Origin of the sequence: Promicromonospora aerolata (genome assembly GCF_042682255.1) — a bacterium.
Taxonomy (GTDB): domain Bacteria; phylum Actinomycetota; class Actinomycetes; order Actinomycetales; family Cellulomonadaceae; genus Promicromonospora; species Promicromonospora aerolata.
The window spans coordinates 4,739,820-4,756,491 of the sequence record NZ_JBHUHF010000001.1 but is presented as its reverse complement, the minus strand read 5'-3'; the positions used below and the strand labels follow the sequence as shown (position 1 = coordinate 4,756,491).

14 protein-coding genes are annotated in these 16,672 nt (G+C 71.1%); 7 read left to right on the top strand and 7 right to left on the bottom strand.

Annotated elements, in window-relative coordinates; genetic code table 11:
• Nucleotides 1–133: 133 nt before the first annotated feature.
• Together msrA and ACFSL2_RS21240 are read left to right on the top strand one after the other, a co-directional pair.
• Nucleotides 134–820: a peptide-methionine (S)-S-oxide reductase MsrA gene (msrA, locus tag ACFSL2_RS21245; protein WP_377199746.1), complete on the top strand. Its 687-nt coding sequence runs from the start codon at nucleotides 134–136 to the stop codon at nucleotides 818–820.
• 105 nt (nucleotides 821–925) lie between these two features.
• Nucleotides 926–1,528 carry a pentapeptide repeat-containing protein gene (locus ACFSL2_RS21240; RefSeq protein ID WP_377199745.1) on the top strand — a complete coding sequence of 201 codons (603 nt, stop codon included), beginning with the start codon at nucleotides 926–928 and terminating at the stop codon, nucleotides 1,526–1,528.
• A 100-nt stretch (nucleotides 1,529–1,628) separates the two neighbouring features.
• Here the strand turns inward: ACFSL2_RS21240 and ACFSL2_RS21235 are convergent, their stop codons facing one another.
• Nucleotides 1,629–2,408, bottom strand: coding sequence for a phosphotransferase family protein (locus ACFSL2_RS21235; RefSeq protein WP_377199744.1), 780 nt, complete (start codon nucleotides 2,406–2,408; stop codon nucleotides 1,629–1,631).
• Between the two features lie 165 nt (nucleotides 2,409–2,573).
• On the opposite strand from ACFSL2_RS21235, the gene ACFSL2_RS21230 reads away from it, so the two are divergent.
• The gene (locus ACFSL2_RS21230) at nucleotides 2,574–5,165 is read left to right on the top strand and encodes a glycoside hydrolase family 2 protein (RefSeq protein ID WP_377199743.1); all 2,592 of its coding nucleotides are present in this window, start codon (nucleotides 2,574–2,576) and stop codon (nucleotides 5,163–5,165) included.
• Between the two features lie 66 nt (nucleotides 5,166–5,231).
• On the top strand, nucleotides 5,232–7,409 hold the full coding sequence (locus tag ACFSL2_RS21225) for an alpha-galactosidase (protein ID WP_377199742.1): 2,178 nt from the start codon (nucleotides 5,232–5,234) through the stop codon (nucleotides 7,407–7,409).
• Nucleotides 7,410–7,532: 123 nt separating this feature from the next.
• On the opposite strand, the gene ACFSL2_RS21220 is transcribed toward ACFSL2_RS21225, so the two are convergent.
• The 5 genes from ACFSL2_RS21220 to ACFSL2_RS21200 form a co-directional block, all read right to left on the bottom strand.
• Nucleotides 7,533–8,273 carry a hypothetical protein gene (locus ACFSL2_RS21220; protein ID WP_377199741.1) on the bottom strand — a complete coding sequence of 247 codons (741 nt, stop codon included), beginning with the start codon at nucleotides 8,271–8,273 and terminating at the stop codon, nucleotides 7,533–7,535.
• Nucleotides 8,274–8,400: 127 nt separating this feature from the next.
• The gene (locus tag ACFSL2_RS21215) at nucleotides 8,401–8,586 is read right to left on the bottom strand and encodes a hypothetical protein (protein ID WP_377199740.1); all 186 of its coding nucleotides are present in this window, start codon (nucleotides 8,584–8,586) and stop codon (nucleotides 8,401–8,403) included.
• Between the two features lie 281 nt (nucleotides 8,587–8,867).
• On the bottom strand, nucleotides 8,868–9,644 hold the full coding sequence (locus tag ACFSL2_RS21210) for a hypothetical protein (protein ID WP_417629352.1): 777 nt from the start codon (nucleotides 9,642–9,644) through the stop codon (nucleotides 8,868–8,870).
• 134 nt (nucleotides 9,645–9,778) lie between these two features.
• Entirely contained in the window at nucleotides 9,779–10,648 is an 870-nt protein-coding gene (locus ACFSL2_RS21205) for a LysR substrate-binding domain-containing protein (protein WP_377199739.1), read from the bottom strand.
• 126 nt (nucleotides 10,649–10,774) lie between these two features.
• Complete coding sequence (locus ACFSL2_RS21200; RefSeq protein WP_377199738.1) at nucleotides 10,775–11,770, bottom strand: type IV toxin-antitoxin system AbiEi family antitoxin domain-containing protein; 996 nt, start codon at nucleotides 11,768–11,770, stop codon at nucleotides 10,775–10,777.
• Between the two features lie 545 nt (nucleotides 11,771–12,315).
• On the opposite strand from ACFSL2_RS21200, the gene ACFSL2_RS21195 reads away from it, so the two are divergent.
• From ACFSL2_RS21195 to ACFSL2_RS21185, 3 genes are all read left to right on the top strand, one after another.
• Complete coding sequence (locus tag ACFSL2_RS21195) at nucleotides 12,316–12,717, top strand: DUF5997 family protein (protein WP_377199737.1); 402 nt, start codon at nucleotides 12,316–12,318, stop codon at nucleotides 12,715–12,717.
• Nucleotides 12,714–14,045 (top strand): class I SAM-dependent methyltransferase, encoded by a 1,332-nt coding sequence (locus ACFSL2_RS21190; protein WP_377199736.1) that lies wholly within the window; start codon nucleotides 12,714–12,716, stop codon nucleotides 14,043–14,045. The genes ACFSL2_RS21195 and ACFSL2_RS21190 overlap by 4 nt, the downstream gene beginning before the upstream one ends.
• A gap of 85 nt (nucleotides 14,046–14,130) precedes the next feature.
• Complete coding sequence (locus ACFSL2_RS21185) at nucleotides 14,131–16,140, top strand: adenylyl cyclase (RefSeq protein WP_377199735.1); 2,010 nt, start codon at nucleotides 14,131–14,133, stop codon at nucleotides 16,138–16,140.
• 71 nt (nucleotides 16,141–16,211) lie between these two features.
• Here ACFSL2_RS21185 and ACFSL2_RS21180 read toward each other — a convergent pair whose 3' ends face one another.
• Nucleotides 16,212–16,613 (bottom strand): FKBP-type peptidyl-prolyl cis-trans isomerase, encoded by a 402-nt coding sequence (locus ACFSL2_RS21180; protein ID WP_377181427.1) that lies wholly within the window; start codon nucleotides 16,611–16,613, stop codon nucleotides 16,212–16,214.
• Between the last annotated feature and the right edge of the window lie 59 nt (nucleotides 16,614–16,672).

Genomic DNA, 16,672 nt, shown 5'->3' with positions numbered 1-16,672 from the left:
ATCTCGTGTGCCGCCCGGGACGGCCACGGGGATCTGCCGACCGCAGAACGCGAGCGCCGGAACACCGCCGCGGACGGCAGTGTTGTGCTGACAGACGTGCTACCGCACGAAGCAGACCCTTAAGGATGTGTCCATGACGTTCCTCAATTCTCTCTTCGGCCCTGGATCCGGCAGCGCGAAGTCCACGATGGTCGCGCCGGAGGACGCTCTGCGGGGCCGTTCCGCGCCAGTGCTGCAGGCGCCGCGCCCGCACACGGTGCTGGGCTCGTCGATCACGGGCCCGTGGGAGCCCGGCACCCGCGTGCTGTACCTGGCGATGGGCTGTTTCTGGGGCGCCGAGGAGATCTACTGGCAGGTCCCCGGTGTCGTGAGCACCGCCGTCGGCTACATGGGCGGCACCACGCCCAACCCGACCTACGAGGAGGTCTGCAGCACGCGGACCGGCCACACGGAGACCGCGCTCGTCGCGTACGACCCGACGAAGGTCACCGAGGCGGAGCTGCTCAAGATCTTCTGGGAGCGGCACGACCCCACGCAGGGCTTCCGCCAGGGCAACGACGTCGGTACGCAGTACCGCTCGGCGATCTACTGGACGTCGCCGGAGCAGGCCGAGGCCGCCAAGGAGACCGCCGCGCGCTACGCCGAGGTGCTCAGCGCCAAGGGCTACGACGCGATCACCACCGAGATCGCCCCCGCCGCCGAGGCAGGGCCGTTCTACTACGCCGAGGACTACCACCAGCAGTACCTGTCCGCGGCCAAGAACCCGAACGGCTACCGCTGCCACGCGACGACAGGCGTCCCCTTCCCCGACCCCGCCTGACGACCCCGTGGTCGTGGGCGCGACCGTTGCGACCGTTCGAGGCGCGACGGCCGCGCCCACGACCGAGCCCCAGGCAGTGTCAGCGGGTACCCGTAGGGTCGGCCCATGATTCGGATGCCCGCGACCGAGCTCACCGTCACCGGCGAGGACTGGTACGCCCGCGACCTGTCCGGTGCGGACCACCTGGCGACGTTGTTCGCCGACGTGGACCTGACGGAGGCCTCGGGAACGGGAGCCACGTTCGACTCGTGCGTGTTCCGTGGTGTGCGCTTCAACAGCGCGCACCTCACCGAGTTCGCCTTCACGTCGTGCGTGTTCGACGGGTGCGTGTTCTTCGACGCGAAGCTGGAGCGCTGCAAGCTGGTCGGTTCGCAGTTCGCCGACTGCCGGTTCGACCTCCTCAAGGTCGAGGGCGGCAACTGGTCCTTCACCGACCTGCACCGCGCCGCCCTCGCCGGCGCAGAGCTCGACGGCGTCCGCTTCCGCGAGGCCGACCTGGCCGGGATCAAGGCGACCGGTGCCGTGCTGATCGGCTGCGACTTCTCCGGTGCCGATCTCGAACAAGCCGACCTGGCCAACGCCGACCTGCGCGGCAGTGACCTGTCCACGCTCGACCCGCTCGCGGCGAACCTCACGGGTGCGGTGGTCAGCGAGGCCCAGGCGATCCTCCTGGCCGAGTCGCTCGGCCTCGTGGTCCGGCCGGACTGAGTGGTCCGGCCGGGTTGAACGGTCCGGCCGGACTGAGCGGTCCGGCCGGACTGAGCGAGAACGGCGACCCGCTGCGCCAGGTCCTGGCGGGCACCTGGGGCTAGACCCGTCGGTCGGGACTGTCCGGTGGGGCGCCGCCGTCTTCCTGCATCCGCGACCTGAGCACGTCGAACTCGCACCCCGGCGCGTCGGGGTCGAATCCGTGCTCGATCAGCCAGCGCGACGCCACCAGGCTGCGCAGCGACCACCACGCGCGGATCACGTCCCGGTCCGCGCCGCCGTAGCCGGCAAGCAGGTCGTCGAGGCGTTCCTCGTGGCCGAGCGTCAAGGTGGCGAGGTCGTACATGGCGTCCCCGGGGGCGGCCTCGGACCAGTCGATGACGCCGGTGACCTCGTCGCCGTCCACGAAGACGTGGGTGATCTGCAGGTCACCGTGGATGAACGCCGGTCTCCACGGCCGGAGCGCGCCCGCGGCGATCTCCTGGTTGCGCCGGACCACCTCGGCGGGCAGAACGCCGTTGGCCAGCAGCCAGGCGCACTCGCCGGCAAGGTCCGCCGCCACGTCGTCGAGCCGGGGCCCCTGCCACGGCGGCAACGGCGCGTCGTGCAGCCGGCGGATCGCGGCGCCTGCCGCCGCCCACGCCGCCGGTGACGCGTCCGAGGGTGCCCCGAGGACGCCGAGCGCCTTGCCGGGCACGGCCGCGATCGCGAGCACGGGCGGTTCGCGCCAGAGGACCGCCGGCGTCGGGATCGGCGCCAGGGCCATCGCGCGCACCTCGAGGTCCGCATGCACCGGGTCACCGTCGACCTTCAGGAACACGTCGCCGACGCGCAGCGTCGCACGCTGGCTGGGGGCAACGACGACCTCGACCTCGTCCATACCGGCCATCCTGGCGGGGACGCCCGCCGAAGTCGCCTGTTTTGCGCCGGCGGGCACGGGTCCGCACGGCACGGTGGTATCGGTTCGATCCGACACGACGCCCGGCCTATGCTCGGGACCGCTCGCACACGCACCGGAGCACCTGCTCCAGAGGGACGAGGATCGATGAAGATCAGCCGCGACCTGACCGACTGGACCCTGACCCCGACGGGTGGACCCGTGCCGGCGGACCTTGCCGGAGTGCCCGTCCCCGCGACCGTGCCGGGCACGAGCCACACCGCCCTTCTCGAGCAGAACCTCGTCCCCGATCCGTACCTCGGCACCAACGAGAACGCGCTCGCCTGGATGAAGCGCACGGCCTGGCGGTACGCGACGGTGCTCGACGAGCCGCCCGCGGCAGCCGACGAGCGTGTCGACCTGCTGTTCGAGGGGATCGACACGGTGTCCACCGTCCTGGTGGACACCGACGTGGAACGAGCCGGTGTCACCCAGGGCCGTGTCGAGCTGGGCCGCACCAGGAACATGCACCGTTCCTACCGGTACGACGTGCGGGAGCTCGTCGGCACGCCCGCCAACCTCGTCGTCGACCTCGACTCCGCGCTCGAGACGGCCGAGGCCGAGGCGAAGCGCCTCGGCACGCGCCCCATGGCCTACGACCAGCCGTTCAACATGGTCCGCAAGATGGCCTGCTCGTTCGGCTGGGACTGGGGCCCCGACCTGCAGACGGCCGGCCTGTGGAAGCCCGTCCGGGTGCAGCGCTGGCGCGTGGCGCGCCTCGCGCGGGTCACACCGCTGGCCACCGTGTCGGACGACGGCGCGGGGCTGGTCGACGTACGCCTCGAGATCGAGAGGTCCGGGCTGTCCGACCTCGGACGCCTCACCGTCGACGTCTCCGTCGGCGACCGCGGCGTCAGCTCGATGGCCTCGCCCAGCTGGTCCGGCGGCACCCTGGACGTGCAGGTCGAGGTGCCCGACGTCGACCTGTGGTGGCCCGCCGGACACGGCGACCAGCCGCTGTACCCGATCGTGGTGACCCTCTACGAGGGCGACGGCGAGGACCGCTCCGAACCGCTGGACTCCTGGTCCGGCCGGATCGCCTTCCGCACGGTCGAGGTGGACCGCACACCCGACGAGCACGGCACGCCTTTCACGTTCGTCATCAACGGCAAGCCGGTCTTCGCGCGCGGGGCCAACTGGATCCCGGACGACCACCTGCTGACCCGCATCACGCGCGAACGCCTCGAACAGCGTGTCGACCAGGCGCTCGGCGCCAACCTCAACCTGCTGCGGGTCTGGGGCGGTGGCATCTACGAGTCGGACGACTTCTACGACGTCTGCGACGAACGGGGGGTCATGGTCTGGCAGGACATCCTGCTGGCGTGCGCCGCCTACCCGGAGGAGGACCCGCACTGGGCCGAGCTCGAGGCGGAGGTGCGGGAGAACGCCGCCCGCCTGGCGCCGCACCCGTCGCTCGTGCTGTGGAACGGCGGCAACGAGAACATCTGGGGGCACGAGGACTGGGACTGGAAGGAGCCGCTCGGCGACCTCACGTGGGGCGCCGGCTACTACTACGAGCTCTTCCCCCAGGTCCTGGCCGAGGTGGACCCGACCCGGCCGTACGCGGCCGGGTCGCCCTACTCCCCCGGCTTCACGCCCGAGGAGATGCACCCCAACGACCCGGACCACGGCACGCACCACCAGTGGGCCGTCTGGAACCAGGTCGACTACACGCACTACCGCGACGACGTGCCGCGGTTCCCGTCCGAGTTCGGCTTCCAAGGTCCGGCGACCTGGGCCACGATGCGGCGCGCGATCCTGCCCGGATCCGGTGACCCCCGCGACGTACCGCAGCACAGCGAGGACACTTCGTGGGGTGGAGGCGCCGATGCCGTGCCCCCGGGGTTCAAGGAGTCCGAGACCTTTCTGCTGCACCAGAAGGCCATCGACGGCAACGGCAAGCTCGACCGCGGTCTCGCCCCGCACCTGGACGTGCCGGACGACTTCACCGACTGGCACTGGGCCACACAGCTCAACCAGGCGCGTGCCATCCAGTACGCCCTGGAGCACTACCGGTCGTGGTGGCCGCGGACCGCCGGGGCGATCGTGTGGCAGCTCAACGACTGCTGGCCGGTGACCTCCTGGGCCGCCGTCGACGGTGACGGCCGGCGCAAGCCGCTCTGGTACGCGATGAAGCACGCGTTCGCCGACCGGATCGTGACGGTGCAGCCGCGCGGCACCGACCTGGTCGCCGCCCTCGTGAACGACACGGACGAGCCGTGGACCGGCCAGGTCGGAGCGGCCCGGACCACGCTCGGTGGCACGGTGCTGGCGGCGTCGGACCCGGAGTCGGTGACCGTCGCACCACGCTCTGTGGCACTGATCCCGCTGACCGGCGAGCTGGTCGCCGTCACCGAACCGGCGCGCGAGGTGCTGGTGGTGACCCTCGGCGAAGCGCGCGGGATGCACACGTGGGCGGAGAGCAAGGACCTCGAGCTCGTACCCTCCCCGGTACGTACCACGGTGACCGCGGAGCACGGCGGCTACCGGGTGGACGTGACGGCGACGTCGCTGGCCCGCGGCGTGACGCTGCTGGCCGACCGCCTCGATCCGGACGCGCAGGTGGACGAGCAGGTCGTGGACCTGCCGGCGGGTGCGACGGCGGTGTTCCACGTGACGAGCCGCGGCCTCGACCAGGAGGCGCTCACCTCCCGGCCGGTGCTGCGCACCGAGAACGACCTGGTTCACCCGGCGGGCTAGGGTCGGGCCCGGTTCGAAGTCAGCGACCGCGCACACGGTGTGGTCCAGGGGGTGGAGGGACACCACATGAACGAACGTGCCGAGGACTCCAGCTGGTCGGTACTGCGCCGGGACGGTGTCTCGGTCGTGGTGGCGCATCCGGAGCGCGGTCTGCCGCTCGTGCTCCACTGGGGGCAGGACCTGGGCGACCTCTCACCCGCCGAGCTCCAGGGGCTCGACGCGGCGACCAGCCGGCAGACCGCACCGGGCACGCTCGACGCCGCCTGGCGCCCATCGGTGCTGCCGCAGGAGTCGGACGGGTGGGCAGGCCGACCCGGTCTGCTCGTGGTGTCGGACGGCATCCCCGTCCATCCCCGCTGGACCGCCACCCACGTGGAACGCGACGCGGCCGAGCTGTCGGTCACCGCGCGGGACACCGGCCTGGGGCTCACGCTGCGCACGCACCTCGAGATCGGCGCAGGCGGACTGGTGCTGCTGTGGCACGAGCTCACCAACGACGGTGCCGCCGGCGCGGACGTGCACTGGCTCGAGGCCACCCTCCCGGTGCCCCGGTCGGCGGACCACCTCACCCAGTTCAGCGGGCGCTGGTCCCGCGAGAAGGTGCCGGTCACCACCGCCATGCCCGCCGGCAGCACCGCCCGCCAGACGAGGCGCGGGCGGTCCGGGCACGACGCGCCCTGGGTGACCGTGGCGTCGGCGGGCACGCCGAGCAACCGGACCGGCGAGGTCTGGGCCACCCACCTCGGGTGGAGCGCCGACGTGACGCACCGGATCGACCACCTGACCGAGCACGCCACGCTGCTCGGCGCCGGTGAGCTGGTCCGGCCGGGCGAGATCCGGCTCGCGCCCGGCGAGACCTATCGCACGCCGGTCGCGTACTTCGCCTGGTCGGCGACAGGGCTGGACGGCGTCGCGGACCGGTTCCACACATGGCTGCGGGCCCGTCCGCAGCACCTGACCAGCCCCAGGCCGCTCGTGCTGAACACCTGGGAGGCGGTGTACTTCGACCACTCGCCGGCCAAGCTGGAGCGGCTCGCACGCCGCGCCGCGGCCGTCGGCGTCGAACGCTTCGTGCTCGACGACGGCTGGTTCCACTCCCGGCGCGACGACACGACGGGCCTGGGCGACTGGGTCGTGGACCACGATGTGTGGCCGGACGGCCTGGACCCCCTCGCCGGGCTCGTGCACGAGCTCGGGATGCAGTTCGGCCTGTGGTTCGAGCCCGAGATGGTGAACCTCGATTCCGACCTGGCCCGCGCCCACCCGGAATGGATCCTGTCGAACCCGGCAGCGGTCCCGTCGCCGGACGGCCTGTCGTTCCGCACGCAGTACGTGCTGGACCTCGCGAACGCCGCCGCCTGGGAGCACCTGCGCTCCCAGATCTCGACGCTGGTGACGCAGCTCGGTATCGACTTCATCAAGTGGGACCACAACCGCGACCTCACCGAACCGGTCCATGTCGGCGCGGACGGTCTGGCGCAGCCCGGTACCCATGTCCAGACCCGGGCCGCGTACGCGCTGATCGCCCGGCTCAAGGCCGACCATCCGGGGCTGGAGATCGAGTCGTGCTCCTCGGGTGGAGCCCGGACCGACCTGGGGATCCTCGAGGTCACCGACCGCGTGTGGGCGTCGGACTCCAACGATCCGCTGGAACGTCAGGACATCCAACGATGGACGGCGCTCGTGCTGCCACCCGAGCTGGTCGGGGCGCACGTCGGCCCGTCGCCGGCACACTCGTCGGGTCGCGTCACCGATCTCACGTTCCGGGTGGCCACGGCCCTGCAGGGCCACGCGGGCTTCGAGTGGGACCTGTTGACCTGCACCGACGACGAGCTCGTCGCGGTCGCGGCCTACGCCGCGCTCTACAAGGAGCTCCGGTCCCTGGTGCACACCGGCACCGTGGTCCACGCCGACACGGTGGACCCGGCACTGCGGGTCACGGGCTTCGTCGCGCCCGACCGGACGGCCGGGGTGTGGACCCTCGCGGCTGTGGCGTCACCGCAGGACGCACTGACCGAACGGGTGCGGCTCGACGGGCTCGACCCCACCCGGCGGTACAGCGTTCGGGTGCGTGACGAGGTCGGATCCGCGAAGTGGCTGAGCGGCATCACCCCGGGCTGGCTCGGCAAGGAGCCGACCGACATATCGGGTGCCGTGCTGACCGGCGTGGGGCTGCAGCTGCCCACGCTGTGGCCGATGCAGGCGTTGATCATCCACGTGACGGCCACCACGCCACCAGCCTGACCTCGACCCCGGCCGAACTGGGGGAAGCACGAGGGCGAGCAGCCGCCGACCTTCCGGCGGCTGCTCGCCCTCGTGCTGCGTCAGTCCCGTTCCCGGGAGTGGTGCGACTCAGGCGCGGGAGGCTCAGGCGAGCCGCCGCCGAGCGAGGACGACGAACGCCGTGCCGCCCCCGATCAGCGCCAGCGCGATCATCGAGTAGCCGATCGCCTCGGCCGGGCCGGTCGAGGCCAGCTCGGTCTGCTGCGGCGCCGTGGTCTGCTGGCCCACGGGAGCGGGCTCAGGCGACTTGGGCAGGTCCGGTCCCTTCGGCACCACGGGCTCCGGCTTGTCGGTCGGCTCCGGCGTCGTCACCGGGGTCGGCTTCTCGGAGGGCTCCTCCGACGGTTCCTCGGACGGCTCCTCTGAGGGCGTCGGCGTGGGCGTCGGCGTAGGCGTTGGCTCCTCTGAGGGCGTGGGCGTCGGGGTCGGGGTCGGCGTGGGCGTCGGTGTGGGAGTCGGCGTCGGCGTCGGGGAAGGCGTCGGGGCATCAGCGTAGAACACCGTGTAGTGGCTGATGTCCTTGCCGCCCGGGTAGGTGATCGTCACCTCGGTAACGGGCGGATCGAATTCCACGTACTCGGGGCCGTCACCCTGGTTGGCGGATCCAGCCTTGACGCAGTAGCCGATGATGACCTTGCCGTCCGGCGCGGTTACCGGGACGGACGTTGTGCCTTCTCCAGGCTCGATCTTCCCCTCCTCGGGGCAGACCTGCTCGACCTCCGTTGCCAGAGGGCTTGTCGCTACAGGGCTCGCCATAGCGGAAGCCGTGCCATAGAGCCCCAGCCCCAGGAGCGCGGCGGCGCCCAACGCGTATATGCGTCTCATCTCGGTGTCCTTTTGTCCGTGGCCGTGGCGCCACAGAAATGGGGGTGCGGCGCGTCTGTTATTCGCGACGTTAGATCCGAGGAACACTCCCTGCAATGGCATCGGAACGACATTCATCGCGGCGGTATCAGCCGATGCAACCGACGGAAAACCGGTTTCCGACGCAATCGCCGAGCGATGCGGCCACGAGCTTGACCACGCGCTGACGCGGGAAGCTTTTCACCCGCTCCCACCAGGACGGACGCTGGTGCGGGCCCAGCACCTGGGACGACACGACGACCCCGGTGCCCGACGGCAGATCGGCACGCGCCACCGGCGCGCAGCTGCAAAAGAGAAATGTCCGAAGAATGCTCCCGACGTGCCAGTACGACAACACGAACAATGAGGCAGGCGGCGCAGCGACGAGAGGGTGAATCTTTGGCCGGACAAAGGCGACAGTCGGGTCAGGAAGTTCACCCGCTCCGGGCAGAAATCACCCCCGGTCCGCGCACAAAAGGGCGGGCGCCCGGTCGGCACCCGGTCAACCGAACCACAGTTCGAGAAGACCAAGAGCCGACCGGGCGCCCGCCCTGAGCGTCGCGCGGTGAGCTGGGATCAGCTACCGAGCACGCCCTTGCGACGGAGCACGATCAGGGTCGCGCCACCACCCACGAGGGCCAGCGCGATGAGCGTGATGCCGATGGCGGTGCTGGCACCGGTCGCGGCGAGCACACCAGGCGCCTCGGCAGCGGCCGAGGGGGAAGGCGTGGCGTCATCCTCGGCCGGGGCCGCGGACTCGTCGGCCGACTCGGTTGCCTCCGTGGTCGGCTCGTTGGTCGGCTCTTCGCCCGGAGCGGTCGGCTCCTCCGTGGGCTCCTCCGTGGGCTCGTCCGTGGGCTCGTCAGTCGGCTCTTCGCCTGGCTCGGTCGGCTCGCCCGTCGGGCCCTCGGTGGGCTCCTCCGTCGGGCCCTCGGTGGGCTCGTCGGTCGGCTCTTCCGTCGGCTCTTCGCCCGGTGCGGTGGGCGCGTCGATGTAGACCAGCGCATAGTGGCTGATGTCGCGGCCACCAGCCCACGGGTACGTGATGGTCACCGAAGCGGTGGGCTCGTCCAGCTTGACGAAGTACGCGCCACCGTCGCCCTCCCCCTGCTTCTCCGAGCCCGCCTTGACGCAGTAGCCGGAGATGAGCTGGCCCTTAGGAGCCGTGACTGTGACCTCTGTGGGATCACCGGTCGTGTCCTGCTTGCCGGAGTCGTAGTCCTCGCAGACCTGCACGTCGTCGAGGTACTCCGCGTCATCGGGCGACACAGTCGTAGCGAACGCAACTACCGGGGTGGTCATGAGGCCGGCGACGAGGAGCGCGGAGGCTCCCAAGACGGTCATCTTGCGCACTGAGCGCTCCTTCGAGACGGGGGTACTTTCCGTGCCGAGAAATCGGCACGCCTCCCGGAGCGTAGCGACAATGGTGCAGATCGCCAATATGCCGTTACCTTACCGAAATGACTTACATGGGCTTGAAACTATCCCTACCTTCCTTTGCCCTTTTTCTTCCCCTTCGGCGCCGGGCGGGCACCCCTGGTCCGCTGTGCGTCCCCGCGACCAGCGGCCTTCGTACCGCCGCGGCCGCCACCGGAACGCCCTCCGGATCCGGTGGACGCACCCTTCCCCGGCTTCTTCCCACCCGCCTTCGCCGGCTTTCCGGCAGCCTCGCCACCTGACGGCCCGGCCTGAGCCGTTCGTACGGACGGACCGCCCCGGCCGCGCGAGCTGTTGACCGTGCGCCCCCGGACGATCCCGATGAGCTCCTCGACCAGGTCCGTGGTGCGGTCGGTGGGCCAGACCAGCCCCACCGGCGCCGTCGGACCGTCCACGAGCGGGCGGTAGGTCACGTCCTTGCGGCGGTGCAGTCGCGCGAGCGACATCGGCAGGACCGCCACACCCACGTTCGCCGCGACGGTCGCCACGGCATCGGCAGTGGTCGGTACGGGGTCGAGGGGGTTGCCCTCCGGATCTGCCGGCGCCACGCCGGGCACCGGGTGCGCGGCGAAGAGGACGTCGTCCGCGGGGACCCAGACCGGGTCCTCGGCGAGATCCGCGCTGGACACCTCCTCGTCCTCCGCGAGGGCGGCAAGCAGGTGATCCCGCGAGAAGCAGACCACCGACGTCTCCTCGTAGAGCGGGATCGCGGAGAACAATTCCTTGTCCACGGGGAGCCGACCGATCGCGGCGTCGACCTCCCCCGCCACGAGCGCGGGCGCGACGGCCGGCGCCTCGAGCTGCACCAGCTCAAGGGGTACGTCTGGCAGCCGCTCACGCCAGACGCTCGCCCACTTGCTCGGCGTCGCGCCGGGCACATAGGCAAGGCGGAACGGCTCCAGGGCCTCAGGGTGGTTCACGCCCCCAGGCTACGGGCCCACCCGGTCCAGCCCCCGCCGACTGCAGACTCCGCCACCACCGTTGGTCGACTGCAGAACTAGTTGCTGCTTCGAGTCCTGCAACCGCAACAAGCTCTGCACTGGCGCTCACCCGTCCAGGTGCACCGCCGGGCCGATGTGTGCACCAGGCACCCAGCCGAGATGGTGGAGCCGGTCGGCGACCTGGCTTCCGATGTCGCCATCCGAGCTGTCCCTGGGGGCAGGGAACCGAAGGACGATCACACGGTCGGTGGCCACCAGGCCGTTCTGCCGCTTCGCGTCGTCCGCGAGCATCTCGTCGCCGGAGTGGAACTCCCGGCCGTCGATCTCGACCACGACATAGCGCCCGTCGGCGAGCATCCACGCGAAGTCGACCCGGCCGAGGAACTTGTCACCCGACCGGAAGACGATCTGCTGCCCGTCGGGCGGCACCCCGTGGTCGATGAGCGACAACCGGGTGAACGTCTCCGCCGGCGGGGCGTCCCGACCGGGTACGAGCTCGAGCCATGGCCGCACCGCGACAACCCCTCGCCGACCGCGGATCAGCCCTCGGATCCGTCCGAGGTCTGCCGCGCAGATGCGGTCTTGACGCAGAGCGTCGCAGATCGCCGCCACGGCATGGTCGCGTGGCAGCGTCAGCAGCCCCTGAGCCAGTGCGTGCACGAGCGTCGCGACGTCGCGCCCGTGACACTGCACCACTGGGAAGGTCCCGTACCGACGGAGCACCGTTCCAGGCCGCAGGCCGGCGTCCATTCGGGCGGGCCGCGAGACCTCCGGCGCCAGCTCGGACGGCAGACCGCCTACTCCGAGCAGCGCCAGCGCGCACCCACCGGTCGCCGCGCCGTCCGGGTAGGCAAGGAGCCCGATCCATGCGGCCCGACGACGGACGTGGCCGTGATAGTCATCGCATGCCCGGTCCCGGACGGATACCGGGTTGGTGTCGTAGACCCCGCGGGTGATCCGCGCCCAGGCTCCGGAACGAACCAGCCGCAGCACCGCATGCTTGCTGATCCCGGCCGCGGCGCACTGTGCAATGCTCACCAGCCCTTCCTGGCACGCGGCCAGGGTCCAGAACTGCGCGTGGATGGTCTCGGGATGCCTCACACACAGATCACAGCGCGATCGACGCCACAGCGGAGCCCCGACGGAGCGCCCTGTGGACAACGGCACCCTGTGGAAGCGCTCAAGGCCTTGTGCCGCCGTCGACCGGGTCCGTTGCCCGTCGCGGAATTCTGCCCCTGAAGGCCGGCGAGCCCCCGCCGCCCTGTCAGGGAAATGCGCCAGAGGGCTGCCGTCTCCTGTCCCGCAAGGCAAGACCCGACACACCCCGCCCCCGCCCCCCTCCCCCCTCCCCCAACTGCAGACATTGACGCGGCCCCGGTCGTCGAGTGCAGTCCTGGTTGCGGATCTGGTGGCTGCCACCGCAACAATGCCTGCAGTCGCCAGCTGGCACTGCCACTAACTCTGCACTCGGCGCCGGTGTAATCCGGCCAGGCAGCGCAACCCTGGCCCGCAGCGCAACCCAGCCCCGCAGCGTCAGCCCGGCAGCCCGGCAGCCCGGCAGCGCAGCCAGCAGCACCGCCCAACCTCACAGCGTCGTCCAGCCCATCAGCGGGATGCCTGGGCCGACGCCCAAGTACCCTGGGAACATGAGCTCCTCCTTCGCCTCGCAGCGGTTCAAGCCGTCCAACGCCGCCAAGCGACTCGGCGTCTACCTGCCTGCCACGCCGCAGGAGTTCCAGGACTCGTCGATCACGCGCGCCGAGCTCGAGGAGCTGGAGACCAATCCGCCCGAGTGGTTGGCCGACCTGCGCCGCAACGGACCGCACCCGCGGCCGGTCGTGGCGGGTCGCCTCGGCATCTCGATCGCCGGTCTGGCCCGGGGCGGCATCACCGACCCGCTGACCACAGAGCAGATCAACGAGCTGCGCGACGACCCGCCGGCGTGGCTGGTCCAGGAGCGCGAGATCGCCACGCAGGTGCGCGCCGAGGAGGAGCGGGTCGAGGAGGCCCGTAAGGCAGCGGAGAAGAAGGCCCGCTCGGCGCGGTGAGTCCCGAGGCCGACGCCGTCCTGGCCGAGCTCCTCCCCTACCCCGAGGACGGCTCACGCCCCGACGGCCCCGTCGCCGTCGACGCCACCGACCGGCTGCTCCTCGACGAGGCCGCCCCGCTGATCGCGAGCGATCCCGAACGGGTGGTGGTGATCGGCGACCGGTTCGGCGCACTCAGCCTGGGCGCGCTGGCGCTGGGCGCCCGCCACGTCGACGTCTACCAGGACGCGATCACCGCCGAGGCCGCCCTCTCCGACAACTCTTCGCGCGTGTCGCAGGCTCTGTGGGCCGCGCACCGGCACCGCGCCGAGAACGCACCGGTCCCGTACGAGCCGGACCCGGTCGGGCTGACAGTGCACGACGATCTCGGTCCTGGCCTGCTGGCGGGTGCGCGGCTCGTCCTGCTCCAGCTGCCGACGTCGCTGGCGGAGCTGACCGAGATCGCCGAGCACGTGGCCCGGCACGCCGACCCGGCGGTGACCCTGATCGCCGGCGGCCGGGTCAAGCACATGACCCTCGCGATGAACGACGTGCTCCGGGCCTCGTTCGGCCAGGTCACGGCGTCGCGAGCCCGACAGAAGTCGCGTCTGCTGATCGCGCGCGAGCCGCGGTCCGACGTCGGGCCGCCCACCTATCCCGTCACCGCCCGGCTCACCGACCGCGAGATCCTGGACGCGATCGGCGCCTCGGCAGAAGCGCCGGACGCGGGGCTGACCGTCGTCGCGCACGGGGCGGCCTTCGCCGGCGCCACGCTCGACGGCGGTACGCGCTTCCTGCTGGCGCAGGCCCACCGCTGGCCCGACCTGTCGGGTGCCGAGCCTCTCCCGGCGGATCCCGCGCAGAGCCCGGACTACGCGGACGGCCGGCCCATCGCGGTCGACCTCGGCTGCGGCACCGGCATCCTCGCCACCGTCCTGGGGCTGCGGTTCCCCGGCGCCCACGTGATCGCGACGGACCGGAGCACCGCGGCCTGCGCCTCGACGCGGGCGACGCTCGCCGCGAACGGCATCCCGGCCGCCGTCGTGCGGGGTGACGCCGGGGACCTGCTCCCCGTCCCCGACGGCTGGGCGGACCTCGTGCTGCTCAACCCGCCCTTCCACGACCGTGCCGCCGTGAGCACCGACGCCGCGCACCGCATGTTCGTCGCGGCGGGACAGGTCCTGCGCGACGGCGGCGAGCTGTGGACCGTCTTCAACACGGCTCTGCACTACCGCCGCGCGCTGGAGCGCGCCGTCGGGCCGACGGAGCACGTGGCCCAGAATCCCAGGTTCACCGTGACCCGGAGTCTGCGGAAAGTACTTACAGATGAGTCAGTAGCTGGCGGCTAGCCTGGCTGGGCGCTCACCCGGGCGCATCCGCACCGGCAGCACGCCCGGTCATTGCCGGCCTGCCCCGAGCTCGAAGGATCTGTCGATGAGGACACTCCGGACCACCCTGCGCGGCGCCGCCGTCGCGGCCGTCGCGGCATCGCTCGCCGCGGGAGCCGCGGTCACCGCGCTGCCCGCCACGGCCGCGCCGACCGACCTGGACGAGGGCAGAACCATGGCGAAGGCCTCCACGGCACAGGCAGAGCAGGACAGGACGTCGAAGGCCAAGCCGAAGACCAAGAAGCCGAAGGTGAAGAAGCCGAAGAAGGCGGTCGCCGACCCCGACTTCGGTGCCAACGTGACGTTCATCGACCCGACGTGGTCGACCGACCGGATCAACGCCCTCCTCGACTCGGTGAACGACGAGGAGGAGATGAGCCAGGACCGGCACCAGGTGTTCTTCGAGCCGGGCACGTACGGCAGCGCCGCCGGCCAGGACGACCCGGCCACGGCGACCGGCATCATCAACCAGACCGTCGGGTACTACGAGTCGATCTCGGGCCTCGGCGCGCAGCCGGGCGCCGTGCAGATCAACGGAGCCCTGCACGTGGAGCCCGTCGTCGGCTGCCCGGAGCGGCCCTGGGAGTGCGCCGCCCCCGGCTCCCTGAACAACTTCTGGCGTTCGATGTCCAACATGGCGATCAACCCGATCCAGCGCCCCGTGGGCGCCGACGCCGCGCTGCCGTTCCCGGCGGGCGTGACCGACCCGCACCAGATGCGCTGGGCCGTGTCGCAGGCCGCGCCGATGCGTCGCATGGACATCCAGGGCAGCCTGACGGTCTTCGGCCGGTACGGCGAGTTCGCGTCCGGCGGCTACCTCGCGAACTCGCGTGTGGCCGGCACGATCGCCACCGGTTCGCAGCAGCAGTGGTTCACCCGCAACAGCCAGGTGGGCACCTGGGACGGCGGGGTCTGGAACATGGTGTTCTCCGGTGTCGAGGGTGCACCGGCCACCGACTTCGGCCAGGACCTCGGCGACGCCGTCAAGGGCGTCAAGACCACCGTCGACAGCACTCCGGTCAGCCGGGAGGCTCCGTTCCTCTACCGAGCCGACAACGGCGAGCTCGCCGTCTTCGTCCCGAACGCGAAGACCGACAGCAGCGGCACCGACTGGTCCACGTCCGCCGAGTCGGGCACGTCCATCGGCATCCGCGACTTCTACGTGGCCCGCGCGGACGTCGACGACGCCGCGTCGATCAACGCCGCACTGGCCGACGGCAAGCACCTCATCCTCGCGCCGGGCGTCTACGAGCTGGACGCGGCGCTGCGGGTCGACCGTGCCGGCACGGTGGTGCTCGGCCTCGGCTACGCGTCGCTCACGCCGACGGCGGGCAACGCCGTGCTGGAGATCGGCGATGTCGCGGGCGTCAAGATCGCGGGCATCACCGCCGACGCGAACGTGCCGGAGTCGGCCACGCTGATCCAGGTCGGCCCGGAGGGCGCGAGCGTCTCCGACCCGGCCGACCCCACCACGCTCACCGACGTGTTCGTCCGCGTGGGCGGACCCTGGGAGGGCAAGGCCGTCACCTCGATCGAGGTGAACAGCGACCACACCCTGCTCGACCACATCTGGGCCTGGCGTGCCGACCACGGCCACGGCGTGTCGTGGGACGGCAACACGGGGGCGCACGGTGTGGTCGTCAACGGTGACGACGTCACCGCCACCGGGCTGTTCGTGGAGCACTACCAGGAGCAGCAGACGATCTGGAACGGCGAACGCGGCCGCACGGTCTTCTACCAGAGCGAGATCCCGTACGACCCGCCGTCGCAGGCCGCCTACATGGACGGCGACCGCCTCGGCTACGCCTCCTACCGGGTGGCGGACCACGTGACCAGCCACGAGGCGACCGGCCTGGGCGTGTACTCGTTCTTCAACCAGGGACAGGACATCCGGGTCGAGTCCGGGATCCAGACGCCGCACACCGCCGGTGTGACATTCCGGTCCATGACCAGCGTCTTCCTCAACGGCTCGGGCGGGATCAACCACGTCATCAACGACCGCGGCGCTCCCGCCGTCGGCTCCTTCGCCTCCCCGCAGGTGATCGCCTACCCGTAACCCGTTGAGTGCGGGGTATCTGTCGGCCAGCACCCGCTGAGCCAACACATACCCCGCACTCAGCTACTCGGTCACTGGACCCCGACGATGTCCACGACGAAGACCAGCGTGTCCCCGCCGGCGATGCCGGCCTGCGGCACGCCGCGCGCACCGTAGCCGTGCTCCGGCGGGATCGAGAGCATCAGGCGCGAGCCGACGTTCTGGCCCACCATGCCCTTGTCCCAGCCACCGATGACGGCGCCGACGCCGATCGGGAAGTCGATGGTGGTGCCACGGTCGTAGGAGTTGTCGAAGACGTGGCCGCCCCAGGTCTGGCCCAGGTAGTTCACCACGATGGTGCGCCCGGACTCGACGACCGGACCGTTGCCCTCGGAGAGCACCTGCACCTGCAGGCCGGCGGGTGCGCCACCCTCGGGGAACGTCAGCTCCGGCTTGTCACCGAAGGCGCCGGAGGCGGTAGGAAGCGTGGTCACGAGGATTGCCTCTCGATCGGGATGGCACCGAGCAGTCCCGGTGCCGTTACCCGCCCACC